Below are 15664 nucleotides of genomic sequence, written 5' to 3'. Positions count from 1 at the left end.
ATCGGCTGATCACCGCCCCAGGTATCAGACGATGCACCAGATGGCTTTCGTGATCGGTCTCGCGGTCATTGCACTCGCCGTCGTGGGTGTCGGTGTGGCTGTCGGGAGTGCTGACGTCCCGCCGCGACCAGGCACCGACGAGAGCGAGTTAGATGGTAATGAGACGGCGACACTGTGGTCGAAAGCGCCGAACACGTGCATCAGTGACGCCGAGTACGAAGACCGCTATAACGAATCGCGGACGGTCATGCAGGAACTCGGCAACTGCACGGATCTTACGTTCAAAGCGCCTCCCGAGACGGCTGAACGCTGGAGTGCATACGATTACGAATCACTCGAGGGCGGTGATGCGGAGACCTCGATCTATCCCACGCATGCAAACCTCTCCGATTCTGTGCTCATTGCTGATGCACACGCGACGACGTTCGCGATTCATCCATCGACGAGAGCACACCTAGACGCGAATGAGACGGTTCACTACATCGCACCGGAAGGCACACTGCGTGGGTTCGTCGATTATCGGGTTCGCCTCGAGAGTAACGCATCGGTCTTAGGGCACGAAATCGAAGAGGTTCGTCTCCGACGCGATGGCAACGTCGTCGACACTGTCGAAGGGACACAGACACCGGTCTTCGACTATACATTCGATCACGGTGGGTCGACAACACTCACACTCGAGGCGGATATCACTGCTCGAGGCGAGCGAGACGATGGCAATGAGACGGAGTTGGTAACCGATCAGGTGACCGTCTCGCAGGATCTCGATGTCGAGGTCTACGATCTGGAGGCCTCGGTCTATCATGCGTCGTATCCAAACGGAGACAGCGGTGTTGCGATCTATCAGGACCAACCGTGGCATGGCTACACGCTTTCAGACGATGGTGAAGCGACGGTCCGCGGTGTGTGGCGATACTACACCGCTCGCGACACTGGTTGGGACGAGCTCACGCGCGCAACTCGAGTGAGCCAAGAGACGGTCGGTTCGGATTCGCTCCCGGTGTACGTCCACGCGTACCCATCTGAGATAGGTCCGCGAACAGAGCCCATCCGCGACGGACCGGAGATACTCGAGGTGTGGGGAACGGAGAGTTCCTCACCAGAACCTGCACTTCACGAAAACGCCGATATCGACGTTATTTCTTCGGCGTACACACGGTCGGACGGGCTTGCACTTCGTTACGACAACATTGATCGAGATTCGGTCGCCGTCGACGGGATCGTTCGAGGCGTTACTGCAGACATCGTCGAACCTGATGGAGGGTCGAAACGAGAGATTCGCGAGAGTGACCTCTCCGTTGAGATCGTCGACTCGAACACGACTGCGGTCACGTTGCGACTCGAGCTTCGCGATGCAAAGACAGGCCGACCGATCATGCTCGAGAGTCCGTTCGATCAGCCCCGATTCTCAGTGATCGGCCACGCTTCGCGTGAGGGCTACATCACGGTCGGCGATCAGCGGGTTCGAACGAACAGAGAGGGTGTTGCCGAGGTGACTGTCCACCAGCCCGGGATCTATACAGCAGAGTACCACCCTGGTTCGTGGCGATCACAGAGTCCGGCCTATCTCGGTGCGACTGCCACTGAGATGTGGCATCCGTTGGCGACGCCGACGGGCTGGTTTGTGCTCGTGGTGGATGTCGTTCGCTATGCATTCCCCTTTGTGGTCGCATTGTACGCTGCCAAACGAATCGGCACTTTCCTGAAACTGAACGATACGCTATGACAATAAGACAGCACACACACAGTAGACGAACCGTTCTTGGAAGTATTCTCGTCGGGGCCGCTACTGGCCTTGCCGGCTGTATTGGTGGCAGTGACGACGGTGATGATGGAGAGATTATCCAGCGTGTCGATGTCGACGGACGCGAACTGGTGATCGACCTCGAGAGAGATGCAGTCGATCAGGTGAACGTAATCGATCCCGCTGGCGAGATGTTCGCACAGCAAACGATTGAATCGGGGGTGTCCCAAGCCACGATTTCGATTGGGACGGACTATCCTCCCGGTGAATACGACGTCATCGGACTCGCTGGCGAGGAGACCGTCGCAACGACTTCGCTTTCAATCGAGCCCGACCTCGAGCTCACTGAGCTTCGGTTGGCTCGAAATCATCCTGAAGAGATGTATGATGGGGCGCGGGAGTCCAGTATAGAAGCAGAAGCCATCCTTTCTGTGACGAATCAGGGAAGTGGCCCAACCGCGGTTACCGCACTTCGATTCGATGGGGATGTTCCGTTCCCGACTCACGAGAGCTACGATGAGTCCGGTGAGAGTGGGATTTACGACCCAGAGAACGACTATAGCGGGGACGCTGAGTCGATACCGATCCCTGCAGGGGAGACGGTTCTCGTCTACAGTAACACGCTACCGTTTCTACCGGTCAATGCTCGAGCAAAATGTGATTCTGTTGGGAGAGGTGGGGAATTCACTGTCCGGCTCTTTGCAACTCACGACGTGGTGACCCTCACTCGCGAGTACGCTATACACTACCTCGGCACAGATTCTGATAAGTGTGAAATCGAGATCGAGGAAGCCAAATGAAGCTAGCGTGGTCACTCTCTGATGTCGGCATCAAGTGGTTCGAAGACGCGATTGACAAGCTCATCGAATGGTTTCAAGAAGGGCTGACAGACGGCTATGAAACAGTCACAGCGCAGGTTTTTGGGACACCAACGCCGGAAACGGATGGTGGATTTGTCTTCGGAGCCCCATCAAACACCCCGTGGGAAGAGATCCATAGCAGCCTCGTTGCTGGCGAAATTATGCTCGTTTCCCTTTTGCTACTCGTGATGTGTGTCCAAGGTCGGCATACAATTCGAATCTTCAATATCGGCAGTGCATACGAGAGCCGAAAGGCGAAACGGAGTGCTTGGACAGGTGCGTTTCTGATTGTAACGTGGTACTGGATCGCCGTCTTGGCTCTCTACGTTGTTGATGGCTTTACGATTGCACTCATTCCAGATGTCTCAGCAGTTACTAATGCAATGACTGGTCTGCTTTCACTAACGGTTTCGAACCCGCTTCTTGCACTCTTTCTTACGGGTGTTGGAGCTACAGCCATGTGGGTCCTTCAGGCGCTGTTTTTCCTTCGGGAGATTATGTTATACATCCTGATCTACGCAGTACCGATCGGGATTGCGCTGGCCTACGGAAACCTGCCCGTCGTCTCAAACATTGCCAGAACGGTCTGCATGAAGTTCGTGCCGCTTGCGATCATGCCGATTCCCGTGGCACTGCTGTTCAAGGGCTACGATCTTCTCTTCGGTGAGGGAACAGATTCAGCGCTCGTTCCAGATAGTTCGTTTCTGAGTTATCTCATTGCGGTAACGCTGCCGCTTCTCTCGATCGTCATCGTCTGGAAGCTGTTCAAGTATGCCAGCCCGATGACGACGAAGATCATCGGGACGACGACGAAAGGAGCAGTGACCGCTGGTGCAGCCGTCGGAGCTGGTGCGATTGCCGGTCCTGCTGCTGCAGCGACGACTGCAACATGGGGACCGAAAGCGGCCGTTGGCTATTCTGCGGTGTCGAAGATGCGCCAACGAGGTGGCTCGTCCCAACAATCTGGCGACTCGAGCGGCAGTACTGGGAGCCGAACCGACCACGATAACATCGCGACAGATTTGCACAGCCTGGAAGGCCTCCCGGCGTACCGTCGCACTGAGAACGATCCGAGGAATTTCTGAATGACACAAGATCACGATGCAGCTGGCCGTCGAATCATGGATGAATTAGGCGAAGAGAGCCGCATTCCGATCTTGAATATCGAGGAAGGAGATGTCTACGTGCTCCTCGGGTTTCCGATCGCCGGTCTTCTCTTTGGGGGGCTGACGGGATTGGATAGGGCAATCTTGCCGTTTGTCCTGCTTGGTGTTGTCCTCGGTGGAGTACTCGTCTACGCAGCGCCGAATCATCTCCCGGCGTCGACATGGCTGGCCGATGTGTATCGCTACTATTGCAAGCGCCCTCGAGTCACCTACAGTGGGGCCACATCCGAGTCCGAGTCCACCGAGTCCAGTACCGATGGCGGGCTCGTGAGCTATACGCCGTTCAAACCGGACGAGTGTACACAGGATCTCACGAATATCAGGCGTGCTTGGCCCGGCGCCGGTGCGATCGAGCGTTCGGATGGGGCGATGGAGGCCTACCTCGAGATCGATCCCGGGAACATGGATTTTGCGATGTCTGGTGACTGGGCACAGATCCAGCAACTCGGCGAAGAGTTCGCGAACAAGGAACTCGATTTCACCCTCAAATTCCACGCGACAACTCGACCGTTCCCCGTTGCAAAACTAATTGAGCAGATTGACGGGCGGCTCACTGACACTGACGTCAAGCACAATCCGATATTCAAAGCGTTGCTCGAGGAGTATCGCGAGCAGCGGCCTCGAGATCTCGAGGGAACCCAGCAAGTGCGGTATTTTATCGGTGTCGAAGTCGACCCGTTCGAGGTCTACGACCGCTACCAAGACGAGCAATCCCCTGCAGAGAAACTCACCTCGTTTCCGGTGGTTGGCTTTCTGTTCAACCCGTTCGTGACGCGGCGCAACGACATGACCGATGCAGAGATTCGTGCGGCCATGTTCGAGAAACTCGAAAATCGGTGTCGGGGCCTGCAGACGGAGTTTATCCAGAATGCATCGGGTTGGTCGGCCAATCGGCTCACGACGGTCGAACTGTTTGTCCTCTCGATGGACTTCTGGAACGGCGAAGAACACGAGTACGACGATGGGGCGGATGCAATCCGTGATCAGCCGACGATCAGCCGTCAACGGAGGGACGATCAATGATCGACGCGCTTCCCGATCCAGGAACCCAGGCCGGGTTTGCCTTCTACATTGGGGCAACGGCGTTGCTCACAGTGCTCGTGAAGCTCGCGTGGGACTACTGGCAAGCCGAGGATGTCGAAGAGGTCGAGTTGATCGATCTTCTCGAGGAGACGACCGTGGAAGACGGAATTGAGGAAGGCACGGTACTCGATGAGATCGCAGAACAGCATCAGGGTGTTATCGCGCCGGCAGCGATCGAGTGGGAGACGCGTACCAGTCGGGTTGGCGACCAGTGGACATCGACGCTCTACATCGCCGACTATCCGGATTATCCGAAAGACGGCTATCTGGCTGAACTTTTCGAGCTTACGGACGTCGAGTTCGATCTCACGGTTCATATTACACCCAAGAGCCAGCAGCGGGCACGGGACGAACTCCAGCGGGTTGCTGACGATCTCCAGGCTGATGCAGATCTCGAGCAAACCGTCCGTAGCAGCTATCTGCAGGAACGAGCGGCTGAGGCGCTGTCGACGTACAAAAGCGTCGAGAACGGAAGCCGTGTCTTCGATCAGGGCATGTTCATTACGGTGCGAGCGGAGTCCCGTGATCAGTTGCGTGAGGCCGTCCGAACGATTCGGAGTCGGCTTCGTGAACAGCCCGCTGGGCTCTCACCGAAGACAGCCATCTGTAAGCAGGATCTGGCACTCCAGGCTGGGGCCCCGATTGGGCCCAATCCGTTCGGCCGAGAGGCCACGGCATTGGGTGGGGCAGTTGGTGCATTGCTCGCCTCGCCACACAACGCCACGATTCTCGAGGACGGCGGTGTCGAGTTCGGCGTCCACTGGAAGAATCAGAGCCCGGTCGTGATCGATCCGTTCGCTCGCGAAAATGGGTATGCGATGTTCACGATCGGCGATCCTGGCTCTGGCAAATCGTTCGGCGCGAAGCAGAACTTCATCCGGTCGATCGAGCAAAGCGAAGACCGCATCGGAATCATTCTCGAGCCATTGAACAATTGGGCGGGTGTCGCCGAAGCACTCGGTGGCGAGCGAATCACGGTCGGCGGGGAGATGGGACTGAACCCACTCGAGATCAAGCCCACGCCAGAACGCGTCCAGCGGGCGATGGGAGAGGATGCGAGTCCCTACCGCGAGAAACTCGATAGCGTGATGAGTTTCTTGTCGAACTACTTTGCGCTTCGTGGGATCTCACTCGGGGACCGACGGACCACGTTGGAGACTGCGATTGAGAAAGCGTACGCTCGGAACGGGATTACTGACGATATCGCGACTCATCACAACGAGAGTCCGACGATGCGGGACGTGCTGGATATTCTCGAGGAGATGGTCGAGACGCCGTCGGAGTATGTTGTGCGGACGGACGAGGAGGCGACGAAGATTCGAGAGGACGCGACGTGGCTCATCGATCAGTTGCGGCCGTTTGCCGAGGATGGTCGGTATGAGAACTTAGGTCGGGAGACGGCGTTCGATCTTCGCGACGAGAAGGTGATTTATTTGGATCTCGCCCAGCAGGAGGGCAGTCTCGGAGGAAGTACGAGTTTGATTATGCAGTTGCTGATTTCGCTGGTCTATGAGCGTGCAAAGGAGACGGACAAAGAGGTCGTCTTCGTTATCGACGAAGCTCGCTACATCATGCAGGATGCGGCGAGTCTCGAGTATCTCGAGATCGTCTTCCGCCATCACCGTCATCACAATCTCTCGATTCGACTTGTGACCCAGACAGTTGATGAGTTCTTCCAGCATCCAGAGTCAGAGGCGATCATCGACCAGTGTGCGATCAAGCAGTTCCACCACCTCGATGGGATGGACCGCGAGTGGGCCAACGAGTTCGGTCTCAACTCCGCACAGATGCGCTTCATCCAGGAGGCTGTCCCTGGGAACGATCGCACGGGCTATTCGGAGGCGCTTGTCGGAGTTGATGGTGAGTGGCGAGGAATCGAAGTCCGCGCGATGGAAGACGAGACCGCAGTGATCGATTTCGATCCGAAATCACACTCGAGGAGTGACCTTCCCGGACAGTACGGTTTTTCTGACCGTGCTACGGGTGAGAATGTTGGATCTGGATCTTCTGACTGAGATTCATGGGGAATCGGCTCTGTTGAAACCTTTAGAAACTGATACGAGCCGTGTGATGAATACGAGAATAAATTCAGCAGATCGATAACGATAGGGTACAGCGTTAACCGTAGGATTCGGACCAGTGACGTGCTCCCACGACTGAAGTCGTAGGTTTTGCGCCTGCTCTACGGAATAATAGTAATACCCTGTGACCTTGTTACTTCATTCTATGGTCAAATGTGCTCGATGCGGCCGTGATGTGGATGACGTTCAACACATCACGCCAGATGTTATCACGAAAGAACTAGTAGACTCAATCGATCACGGCGAAGAAGACCTTGCCGGGGAGGATGATTTGAAAGTTTGCGCCGAGTGTATGGATGAACTGAAGGGAGACTGAAAACGAAGCGGTTTGCGTTACTGACGATTTCAGTACGATCTGGATTACAAGATTCGTGCCTTGTATTTTCAACGTACGGTGAGAAGACCATCGCTCGAGCGATCGAGTATACCTCTGAGTGCTACGGGCCTCCTAAGTCGATTCGTGATGGGGAGGAGACACTGCAGGATCGAGCAGTTGCGTCTCTCGAGGAGCACCAAGCGCGGATCTCCGTTCTGGAGGGTCTTGCGGAACCGGAGGGGAGGCCTGCGACTCGAGAAGAGACACCAGACTCATCGCAGCGGGGATTCGTCGGTGGTTGCAACGAATGAAACACACCCCTACGGATTCAAGAAATACATTTTAAATCGTTTCTTTTATTATCTTACAGCTTTTGTCAAAATGTATGGCGAGTTCTATCCGCCAACTATACGATCGGTATCGATCTGTTCCAATAATCTATCGAATTGGAATCGCGTTCGTACTCGGATCCCTACTTGGTCTGACTGTTGGCGAACCAGCCACGCGGCTCGAACCGCTCGGTGAACTGTTCGTTCGACTACTCCAGATGATCGTGATTCCGATTATCATTTTCACACTCCTTATGGGTGCTCGACGGCTCTCACCCTCCAGTCTCGGAAAAATCGGATCACAGATCGTGGTACTGTATCTGGCTACCACCGCTATCGCGATCGGGTTCGGTCTGTTGGTCGGGAACCTGATCAATCCCGGCATCGGGCTCGAAGTGGCGGATGCGAGCGTCGAGACCAAGGAGGCACCCGACATGGTCGATGTCTTCATGAATATCGTCCCGACGAACCCAATTGGAGCGATGGCCGACGGAAACGTCCTTCCAACGATCTTCTTCGTCATTGCCTTTGGCCTCGCACTCGCCTATTTGCAGGACGAATACGACGTTGGGACGCCGGTCCACGACGGGGTTCAAACGGTGTTCGAACTCGCCGAAACCGGCGCAGAGGCGATGTTCAAAATCGTCTGGGGCGTCATGGAGTACGGCGTCATCGGCGTGTTTGCCCTGATGGCAACGACGTTCGGACAATCCGGTGCTGACGCGATTGCTCCGTTCGCTAAACTCATCGGAGCGCTTACCCTCGCAGTCGCGCTCCACATCGGATTCACGTATCTGCTCGTCATTCAGTGGGGACTACTCCGAGAGTCCCCACTAGATTTCCTCAAGGGAGCCAAGGAGGCAATGGTAACCGCTCTGAGTATTCGCTCTAGCAGCGGGACGCTGCCAGTGACAATGAATGACGCCGATGAGAACTTCGGTGTCGATGAGGAAGTCTACAGTTTCTCACTGCCACTCGGAGCAACGATCAACATGGACGGAACGGCAATGTATCAGGGGGTTGCAGCGATTTTCGCTGCCAACATGGTCGGTCAAACACTGACCCTCGGAGAACAACTGACCGTGGTTATGACAGCGCTTCTGGCAAGCATCGGCACTGCGGGCGTTCCAGGGAGTGGCCTGATCATGCTGACGATGATTCTTACCCAACTCGGCTTGCCACTCGAGGTTGTCGGAATGGTGGCTGGCGTTGATCCGATCCTTGATCGACTTCGGACAATGAACAACGTCACTGGCGATCTCGCAGTGACGACGCTCGTTGCTGACTGGAACGACAAGATCGACCGCGCGTCAACTGTCTGGACGGAAGTAGACGTGCCGACGCCGACTGCGGACGACGACTGACGGCCCCAGCAGCCGTCTCGAAGGGCAAACTCACACAGTATCTTCGAGCGTTTCCAGCTACGCGCACACGCTTGCAAAAAGCCGGAAGAAAAGCGCTCAAAGCCAGGCTGTGAAATCATCTCTACCTTTCAGTCGCAACCAGAACGCGAGTGCAGCGGGGATCTGCCTGCTCGAGTAGAGAATACACGCACGCCAGTGACTTGGCTGGCGATGAGACCTGTTTGACCGAGCCACAGCCCTATCGCGAGAGACAAACCGAGAGGGTCAGTAAGTCCATCGCAATATTATTACTGTTGAGAACAAGTATCAAAAACAATGTCTGGGGATGATGACGGCTGTTTTATTTCTGTGATTTGTCCAGTATATAACGATCCAGAAGGGATACGTGAGACACTCACCTCCGTAGTGGACGTAGACTACCCACAAGACAGATTTGAAGTTCTAGTTGTTGACAACGGGTCTACCGATCAAACGCCAATTGTGATACAGTCATTTGCAGATTCCTACCCGGAGATCGTGTCACATATTATTGAAGATGAGATACAGAGTTCCTATGCAGCCCGAAATAAAGGTATAAAACACGCAACTGGAGAGGTTATCGCGTTTATTGATGCCGATATGACCGTCAAGCAATCATGGCTGAAAAGCATAGAAGATGTTCTTGATAGCACAACGGCGGATTATATCGGATGCAAAACCCGCATATACACTCCAGAATCAGGTCCAACAATTTGGTCGAAATATGACTTGGCGCTTGGTTTACCTGTTGAAAAATATATTGAAAAGGATGGGTTCGCTCCGACATGCAGCCTTATAGTCCGCCAGCAGGTTTTCGATGAGGTCGGCAACTTTGACCATCGTCTTGTTTCAGGTGGTGATAAAGAATTTGGACACCGGGTGCGTGACGCTGGGTTCCAAATGGCGTATACGGATGAGATCGTTCTTGAGCATCCTGCGCGAGTATCGTCAACGTCGTGGTTGAAGAAGGCTCAGCGGATTGGAAAGGGCTCAATGCAGTTACGACGATATCATAGTGATCGATACGAGACACCACATCCACTACATCCGATCCACTACCTTCCTCCAAGCCCGTTCCGGCTTCGAGATCGGTTCACAAATCGGGTAGAGGTAACGATTCCAGAAATAATACTACTGTTTTGTATTGAATATCTCCTCAAATTGGTTCAGAGCTATAGTCGTCTTGATGAAATGGTTTGTGATGAATAAGCGACTCGAGGATATCTTGCGATGTTCTTTGCTCTGTGGTATCGCTTACTCACGATATGTTGGACGAACATCCTCGAGGCGTTCTTCGACGATTTCCCAGAGAATCAGAGATGGTGTCTCGTGTTCGAATGTTATGCACCATCGGCCCTTTTTATCGGCGGCCGTGTACTGGAAATGCGCCCGACCAAAATCGGGATGATCCTCGTCTTGGTGCCAGCCAGCGTGGAAGCCCGTGTTTGGGTCGGTGTAGTTGATACGGAACCAATCGTGTGGGTCTTGGCGATACCACTTGACAGTCAGTTCTGGCGAATCAGGCCCTGTTGGCGGAACAAGAAGGTTCGGGTCGAAAACCGCTCGCAACTGCTTGGCCTCTATATCGTCCGGAACGTACTCAACCGCCGTGATCTGTGGCACACGGTCAAGGACATCTCGCTTCAGTTGCGCATACAAATTCGCATTTGGGTCACCACCTGGATGTGGGACAGACATCTGTTAGCTGTAGGCATTGGCAGGCTCTGTCGTTGGGGCCAAGAAATCCCATTCGCGGATGGCGAACCCGACAATACGGATGCGACGCTGGAGGTGCTCCCACTCGCGTGCGATCTCACGGCGACGATCTTCTTTGGTGGCGTCAAGGGTCTCGTCGGCAAGCGTTCCTCGAAGTTGATTCGGTGACTCGACGTCGAATTCGTCCTTCCAGTCTCGGATCTGTGCTTTCATTTCGGCGAGACGATCCGTGAGCTCCTCGACCGTGTGCCCGCTGTCCCGAAGTCGCATCGCTTCCTGCATCGCTTGACGACGGTAATCAGGGTAGTATGTGGTGTGGGTTCCACCATCATCCCGGTGGAGGATTCCATCGTCGACGAGCCGTTCGAGGACACGCTTGGTCGGCTCGTGTGACCAGTCCGCTTCGGAAGCAATCCAGTTTGCCGTCCGCGGCTCCGACAGCTGCCGAGCGACCATCCGCACACGGTCTTCGCCCGTAATCTGTCGTTCCATAAGCCCCTTCTCAGAATTCGATTCGTCATCGGTCATAGGCTACAGTTCACGCCCTAACTTAATATAGGTTGAGGCCTTTCGTCTCATATCGAATTTCGCTTTCTACTATCTCATCTACAGGCATCCGACTCGGAGGGTAGGGAGTGACTCTTTTCGACTGCAGAGGCACTCGTGCTGATGTAATGAAAATCGATAGTGTCTCCTCATTCAGCTCGATATCGTCTTGCGATTCTTGCTGGATTTGATCTCAGAATGCGCTCGCTCAGAGTCCGATTTTCTCAGTCAGATACGGAATCTGTATGCCAGCAGTCCATCACTCACAAACGATCGTTCGAAAATAGCATATCAAGGTCGTCGATACTGAATAGCGACCAATTGCCGTCAAGATCGTCTTCGAGTCCATCAACGAACCCACTTCTCGAGAAGAGGGCATACCGCTCTTCTCGATCTCCTGGTCCCCATCGAACGTTTTCGGCTTTAGCCCGAAGGCTCTCGACGAGTGCGTATCCGACAGGCTCGGCAGTCCACTTGCACTCGGCAAGCAGGATTCGATCGTCGTCGGGTGCAAGACCAACGATGTCGACCTCTTCTTCGCCGTACCACCATCGCCCGACCTTGGAGTACAGGTCGAATTCACCGCGTCGAATTGCCTCCCAGACGGCCTCTTGACAGACGTCCTCGAACGTGGTTGCAACGTGGGTGGGAAGATTGGGTTCGATGGTGCCGTCGAAGACGATAGTCGGCGCTTCTTCGATACTGGAGCGGTTCGGCTCGACATATCGGAACCAGAAACGCAGGAATTCATCGGCGACACGATACTGGGACCGTTTGGACTTCTGACTGGACGCTGTGACGGGAACTTCGCGGTCAATGAGTCGCAGTCGCCGAAGTGTCTGGAGATACTTCGACAACGGTCCTGGATCGATTCCAGTCGCTCCTGAAATCTCGTTCGGTGTCGTATGGCCCAGCGCAACCGCCTCGAGGATACTCATATACCGAGCGGGATTTCGTAGCTCGGTCCGCAACAGAAACTCTGGCTCGTTGTATAGGACAGCTGTCGGTGAGAGGAGCTCTGTCTGGATGTTCTCGGCAAGTGTCCGGTCGTAGTCGAAGAGCGTGAGGTACATCGGCGTCCCACCGGTAACCGAGTACGACCGAATCGCGTCTGTAAAATCGTACGTGATGATGTCCCGAGCCTGTTGAAACGAGAACGGCTGGAGATCGATTTGGCCCGTTCGACGGCCGTACAACGGACTTTCGTGACCCAGTACCTCTGACTCCATAGTACTCACACTCGAGCCACAGAGCACGAGCATGGAGTCGGTGTGTTGGAGCTGTTCGTCGACAAACGCCTGAATATACGATGGGAGAGAGTCGTTCTCCGCGATCAGATAGGGGAACTCGTCGATGACAACGACATGTCGTTCCGACGTGAGCTTGTCTCCGAGATATTCGAAGGCGTCATCCCAACCGTCGATGCGTGGGACACGATCGTCGAAGGTGTCGGCGACTTGTTCAACGAACTTCTCACGCTGGCGGTGTTCGGCTTCCTGAGCTGCAAGATAGTATATGTGGGGACGGTCAGTACAGAATTCTTTGAGCAATTCCGTTTTCCCGACGCGGCGTCGCCCGTAGACGACGTAGGAATCGTGACCGGGCGAATTGAACGCAGTCTCGAGTGCAGCGAGTTCGTCATCCCGGTCATAGAAGGTCATACTCTACATAATGATTCGTACGATAATGACTTGTGCGTTTCGACGGATTGGGATTTGAAACCCCAGATTCAGGGTGAGGAAGATACTGAGATTGTCGTCCAGAACAGTGTTAGCAGCGCTGATCTCGGCTGCACCTGAATTCGATTGCAGTTGAGTTCGGTCTGCTCGAGTGAAATCACGGTTTCGCAGAGTCGGCGCATGGTCATCGACTCCAATATACCGATCTGTTAGTTTCCGCCACGAACGACATGCCCGTATTTGAGTAACGCGACGAAAATGCCGCCACCGAAAGCGTTACCAATGGTTGCGAGGACGAGAAACGCAAGATAGTCCAATAGTGAAATTTCAGGGGACATTAACAGACCAAAAAGGACCTCGACGTTGCCCGCAATTGAGTGCGGGAGATGGAGAATGCCGATCGTGCCGGTAACGATTAAAATAAGAAGCAACCGACTTGTTGTCTCTTGGGCTGCCGTGACCAGCCACGCCAACAATCCCATCAACCATCCCGCAAAGACGCCACCGACGAGTATCCACTGTAACTCGTGGTTGACAAGTTTGAGCGCGATTGTCTCGAAAGCTTCCGGTGAGACGACGCCCAGCCCCGGCATCAGGAGAACGACTAGCTGGGTAAACAGAAATCCACCGACGATATTTCCGACGTACACCAGCCCCCAGAGACGAGCCAACTGTTGGATCGATGCCTGTTTGTCGAGAACCGGTATCACCGCCAATGTGGTGTGTTCAGTGAACAGTTCCGAGCGTCCAAGAATTACGAACATGAATCCGATGGAATAGACGCTCGCCAACAGTAATTCCGTCGTGAGATCGCCAAACCCACTTTGCGAGAGTGTCAGAATTACCGCCATCATCAGCGGCCCGAATCCAATATCGAGACCTGCCGAGAACCCAGAGAGCAATAGCCCGGATCGCTCGCGGTTCATTTCGTGAAGCGCACCATCGATAAGCGACCCGAGGATATCTTGCGATGTCTTTTGCTCTGTGGTATCGCTTACCTCTGGTCTCGGATCACTCATAATTGTCCACTACTCCTAGCGTTTTCCAGCACGGTATCCAAATCTTTCCCTTAGTGATCCGAGGTATCGCGCCTACCTTTGACAGCGAGAGAGTCCCCTTCCCGTGGAGGATGTCACTGAAAGGCCGGATACTCGTCGAACCAGGGATTTACCTCTTCGTACGCTGCGCTCGCGGCGATGACCTGCTCGTCGCCGAGGTGGGGACCGACCACTTGCATGCCAACCGGTAGTCCTTCATCAGTCAGCCCCGCTGGAACCGATGCTGCTGGATTGCCGGTCAAATTAAATACCACCGTGAGAAGCCATCCGATAATTGGATCCGTCTCGACGCCCTCGATCTCGGTCGGCCCGAGTTCATCGTTCCGGATCGGTGGCACTGCAAGCGTCGGCGTGACAAGAAGATCATGTTCGTCGAACACTGACGCGATTCCGTTCAATACTGCCGTACGGTTGTTCTGATTGCCAACTACGTCTACTCCGCTAAGCTCTCTACCGTCCTCGACAATCTCGAGGAGTTCATCCGGAAAGAGGTCGCTGTCCTCGCCGGTCATATCGATTCCAGGATCCTCGGCGAAGGAGTCAGCAAGCGTCGCGTACGACACGTCCCACTTGATTGCCACCGTTTCCATGAGTTCCTCATAGCTGAGTCCGAGGTCGACATCGACCTCTTCCACCTCCGCGCCGGCTTCGGTAATCGTCTCGACAGCCTCACCGACGACATTCCGTACTCGCTCGTCAACGGGAAAGACACCAAGATCTGGACTGTACGCGATCGAGAGCCCCTCGACGCCCTGGTCGAGCGCACCGATATAGTCGACGTCATCTGGCTTCGTGTGGGGGTCTCTATTACTAGGGCCAGCCATCACCGAGAGCACAAGCGCCGCTTCGGCAACTGTCCTGGTCAGTACACTATGGTGGAAGAACGTCTGCCCCGGTCTGAACGGGGACCCGTCCGGGGACGCGATTCGTCGAAACGTGAGCTTCAGCCCATACGTCCCGGTGAACGAGGCCGGAATCCGAATCGACCCGGCACCGTCAGTCCCGGTCGCAAACGGGAGAAGTCCGTCGGCAACCGCTGCGGCACTGCCACCTGAGGAACCACCCGCATTCCGTTCGAGGTCGAACGGCGTTGACGTAGGGCCGACGAGCAAATTATCTGTTTTGCCCATATATCCGAACTCGGGCAGATTCGTTTTCCCGAGGGGGATCGCCCCTGCGTCAAGTAGCTGTTGAACGGAGTGAGTAGTATTCTCGGCGATTCGGTCCTCAAACGCCAGCGATCCCCCTGTATACCGCACACCACTCAGTTCCTGATTGTCCTTGATTGCAAACGGGACGCCATGCAACGGACCAAGGTCTTCTCCGTTCTCGACCGCTTGCTCGGCTTCCTGTGCGGCTTCGCGAGCACGGTCCGGCGTCAGCGTGATGAATGCATTCAGATCGTCATCACGCTCGTCAATCCGCTCGAGGTACCGATCAACGAGTTCGACTGGAGACACCTCGCCATCCCGAACCTGTCTGGTAAGCGTTATCGTCGAAGTGAAGCAGTTGTGGATCTGCTCATTATCTCCCGCAGTTTCTTGAGGATCACTTCGATCTCCTTTTTTTGCTCCCACTTCGCCACTGAGACTGAAGGGAACTGTACTTCCAGCGAGCATTCCCTTGAGGTAGCTCCGCCTCCTGTGTCCATCCTTTCTATCACGTTGATTGTGATCCTCTGACATAGTATATTGGTTTAAATCACTA

12 protein-coding genes are annotated in these 15664 nt (G+C 54.8%); 7 read left to right on the top strand and 5 right to left on the bottom strand.

Annotated features, from left to right (window positions below; translation table 11 throughout):
• The first annotated feature begins 31 nt into the window (after window positions 1-31).
• The 7 genes from GCU68_RS07265 to GCU68_RS07230 all read left to right on the top strand — a co-directional run bounded on the left by GCU68_RS07265 (window position 32) and on the right by GCU68_RS07230 (window position 10167).
• Window positions 32-1723 (top strand): hypothetical protein, encoded by a 1692-nt coding sequence (locus GCU68_RS07265; protein ID WP_193565075.1) that lies wholly within the window; start codon window positions 32-34, stop codon window positions 1721-1723.
• Window positions 1724-1872: 149 nt separating this feature from the next.
• The gene (locus GCU68_RS07260) at window positions 1873-2541 is read left to right on the top strand and encodes a hypothetical protein (RefSeq protein ID WP_227014971.1); all 669 of its coding nucleotides are present in this window, start codon (window positions 1873-1875) and stop codon (window positions 2539-2541) included.
• Window positions 2538-3686 carry a hypothetical protein gene (locus GCU68_RS07255; protein ID WP_152940258.1) on the top strand — a complete coding sequence of 383 codons (1149 nt, stop codon included), beginning with the start codon at window positions 2538-2540 and terminating at the stop codon, window positions 3684-3686. Before GCU68_RS07260 ends, GCU68_RS07255 begins: the two co-directional genes overlap by 4 nt.
• Complete coding sequence (locus GCU68_RS07250) at window positions 3687-4790, top strand: hypothetical protein (protein WP_152940256.1); 1104 nt, start codon at window positions 3687-3689, stop codon at window positions 4788-4790.
• Window positions 4787-6865, top strand: a complete 2079-nt coding sequence (locus tag GCU68_RS07245; RefSeq protein ID WP_152940254.1) for a VirB4 family type IV secretion system protein — start codon at window positions 4787-4789, stop codon at window positions 6863-6865. The genes GCU68_RS07250 and GCU68_RS07245 overlap by 4 nt, the downstream gene beginning before the upstream one ends.
• Window positions 6866-7632: 767 nt before the next feature.
• Window positions 7633-8940, top strand: a complete 1308-nt coding sequence (locus GCU68_RS07235) for a dicarboxylate/amino acid:cation symporter (protein WP_152940251.1) — start codon at window positions 7633-7635, stop codon at window positions 8938-8940.
• Window positions 8941-9255: 315 nt separating this feature from the next.
• The gene (locus GCU68_RS07230) at window positions 9256-10167 is read left to right on the top strand and encodes a glycosyltransferase (RefSeq protein ID WP_152940249.1); all 912 of its coding nucleotides are present in this window, start codon (window positions 9256-9258) and stop codon (window positions 10165-10167) included.
• Window positions 10168-10212: 45 nt separating this feature from the next.
• On the opposite strand, the gene GCU68_RS07225 is transcribed toward GCU68_RS07230, so the two are convergent.
• The 5 genes from GCU68_RS07225 to GCU68_RS07205 all read right to left on the bottom strand — a co-directional run bounded on the left by GCU68_RS07225 (window position 10213) and on the right by GCU68_RS07205 (window position 15642).
• Window positions 10213-10656, bottom strand: a complete 444-nt coding sequence (locus tag GCU68_RS07225) for a hypothetical protein (RefSeq protein ID WP_152940248.1) — start codon at window positions 10654-10656, stop codon at window positions 10213-10215.
• 3 nt (window positions 10657-10659) lie between these two features.
• Window positions 10660-11202 carry a DUF7342 family protein gene (locus tag GCU68_RS07220; protein WP_152940246.1) on the bottom strand — a complete coding sequence of 181 codons (543 nt, stop codon included), beginning with the start codon at window positions 11200-11202 and terminating at the stop codon, window positions 10660-10662.
• A 281-nt stretch (window positions 11203-11483) separates the two neighbouring features.
• Window positions 11484-12881 carry an ATP-binding protein gene (locus GCU68_RS07215; RefSeq protein WP_152940244.1) on the bottom strand — a complete coding sequence of 466 codons (1398 nt, stop codon included), beginning with the start codon at window positions 12879-12881 and terminating at the stop codon, window positions 11484-11486.
• A 227-nt stretch (window positions 12882-13108) separates the two neighbouring features.
• Window positions 13109-13918 (bottom strand): formate/nitrite transporter family protein, encoded by an 810-nt coding sequence (locus GCU68_RS07210; RefSeq protein WP_152940242.1) that lies wholly within the window; start codon window positions 13916-13918, stop codon window positions 13109-13111.
• A 113-nt stretch (window positions 13919-14031) separates the two neighbouring features.
• On the bottom strand, window positions 14032-15642 hold the full coding sequence (locus GCU68_RS07205; RefSeq protein WP_227014967.1) for an amidase: 1611 nt from the start codon (window positions 15640-15642) through the stop codon (window positions 14032-14034).
• Window positions 15643-15664 lie beyond the last annotated feature (22 nt).

This window comes from Natronorubrum aibiense (assembly GCF_009392895.1).
GTDB classification, from domain to species: domain Archaea; phylum Halobacteriota; class Halobacteria; order Halobacteriales; family Natrialbaceae; genus Natronorubrum; species Natronorubrum aibiense.
Note: the sequence above shows the minus strand (reverse complement) of the source record. Positions and strands in the feature narration are given on the sequence as shown.

What these genes read in the sequence shown, in the direction of transcription:
- GCU68_RS07265 (WP_193565075.1), top strand. Translation starts at nt 32, where the DNA reads ATGCACCAGATGGCTTTCGTGATCGGTCTCGCGGTCATTGCACTCGCC.
- GCU68_RS07255 (WP_152940258.1), top strand. Translation starts at nt 2,538, where the DNA reads ATGAAGCTAGCGTGGTCACTCTCTGATGTCGGCATCAAGTGGTTCGAA.
- GCU68_RS07250 (WP_152940256.1), top strand. Translation starts at nt 3,687, where the DNA reads ATGACACAAGATCACGATGCAGCTGGCCGTCGAATCATGGATGAATTA.
- GCU68_RS07245 (WP_152940254.1), top strand. Translation starts at nt 4,787, where the DNA reads ATGATCGACGCGCTTCCCGATCCAGGAACCCAGGCCGGGTTTGCCTTC.
- GCU68_RS07235 (WP_152940251.1), top strand. Translation starts at nt 7,633, where the DNA reads ATGGCGAGTTCTATCCGCCAACTATACGATCGGTATCGATCTGTTCCA.
- GCU68_RS07230 (WP_152940249.1), top strand. Translation starts at nt 9,256, where the DNA reads ATGTCTGGGGATGATGACGGCTGTTTTATTTCTGTGATTTGTCCAGTA.
- GCU68_RS07225 (WP_152940248.1), bottom strand. Translation starts at nt 10,656, where the DNA reads ATGTCTGTCCCACATCCAGGTGGTGACCCAAATGCGAATTTGTATGCG.
- GCU68_RS07220 (WP_152940246.1), bottom strand. Translation starts at nt 11,202, where the DNA reads ATGACCGATGACGAATCGAATTCTGAGAAGGGGCTTATGGAACGACAG.
- GCU68_RS07215 (WP_152940244.1), bottom strand. Translation starts at nt 12,881, where the DNA reads ATGACCTTCTATGACCGGGATGACGAACTCGCTGCACTCGAGACTGCG.
- GCU68_RS07210 (WP_152940242.1), bottom strand. Translation starts at nt 13,918, where the DNA reads ATGAGTGATCCGAGACCAGAGGTAAGCGATACCACAGAGCAAAAGACA.
- GCU68_RS07205 (WP_227014967.1), bottom strand. Translation starts at nt 15,642, where the DNA reads ATGTCAGAGGATCACAATCAACGTGATAGAAAGGATGGACACAGGAGG.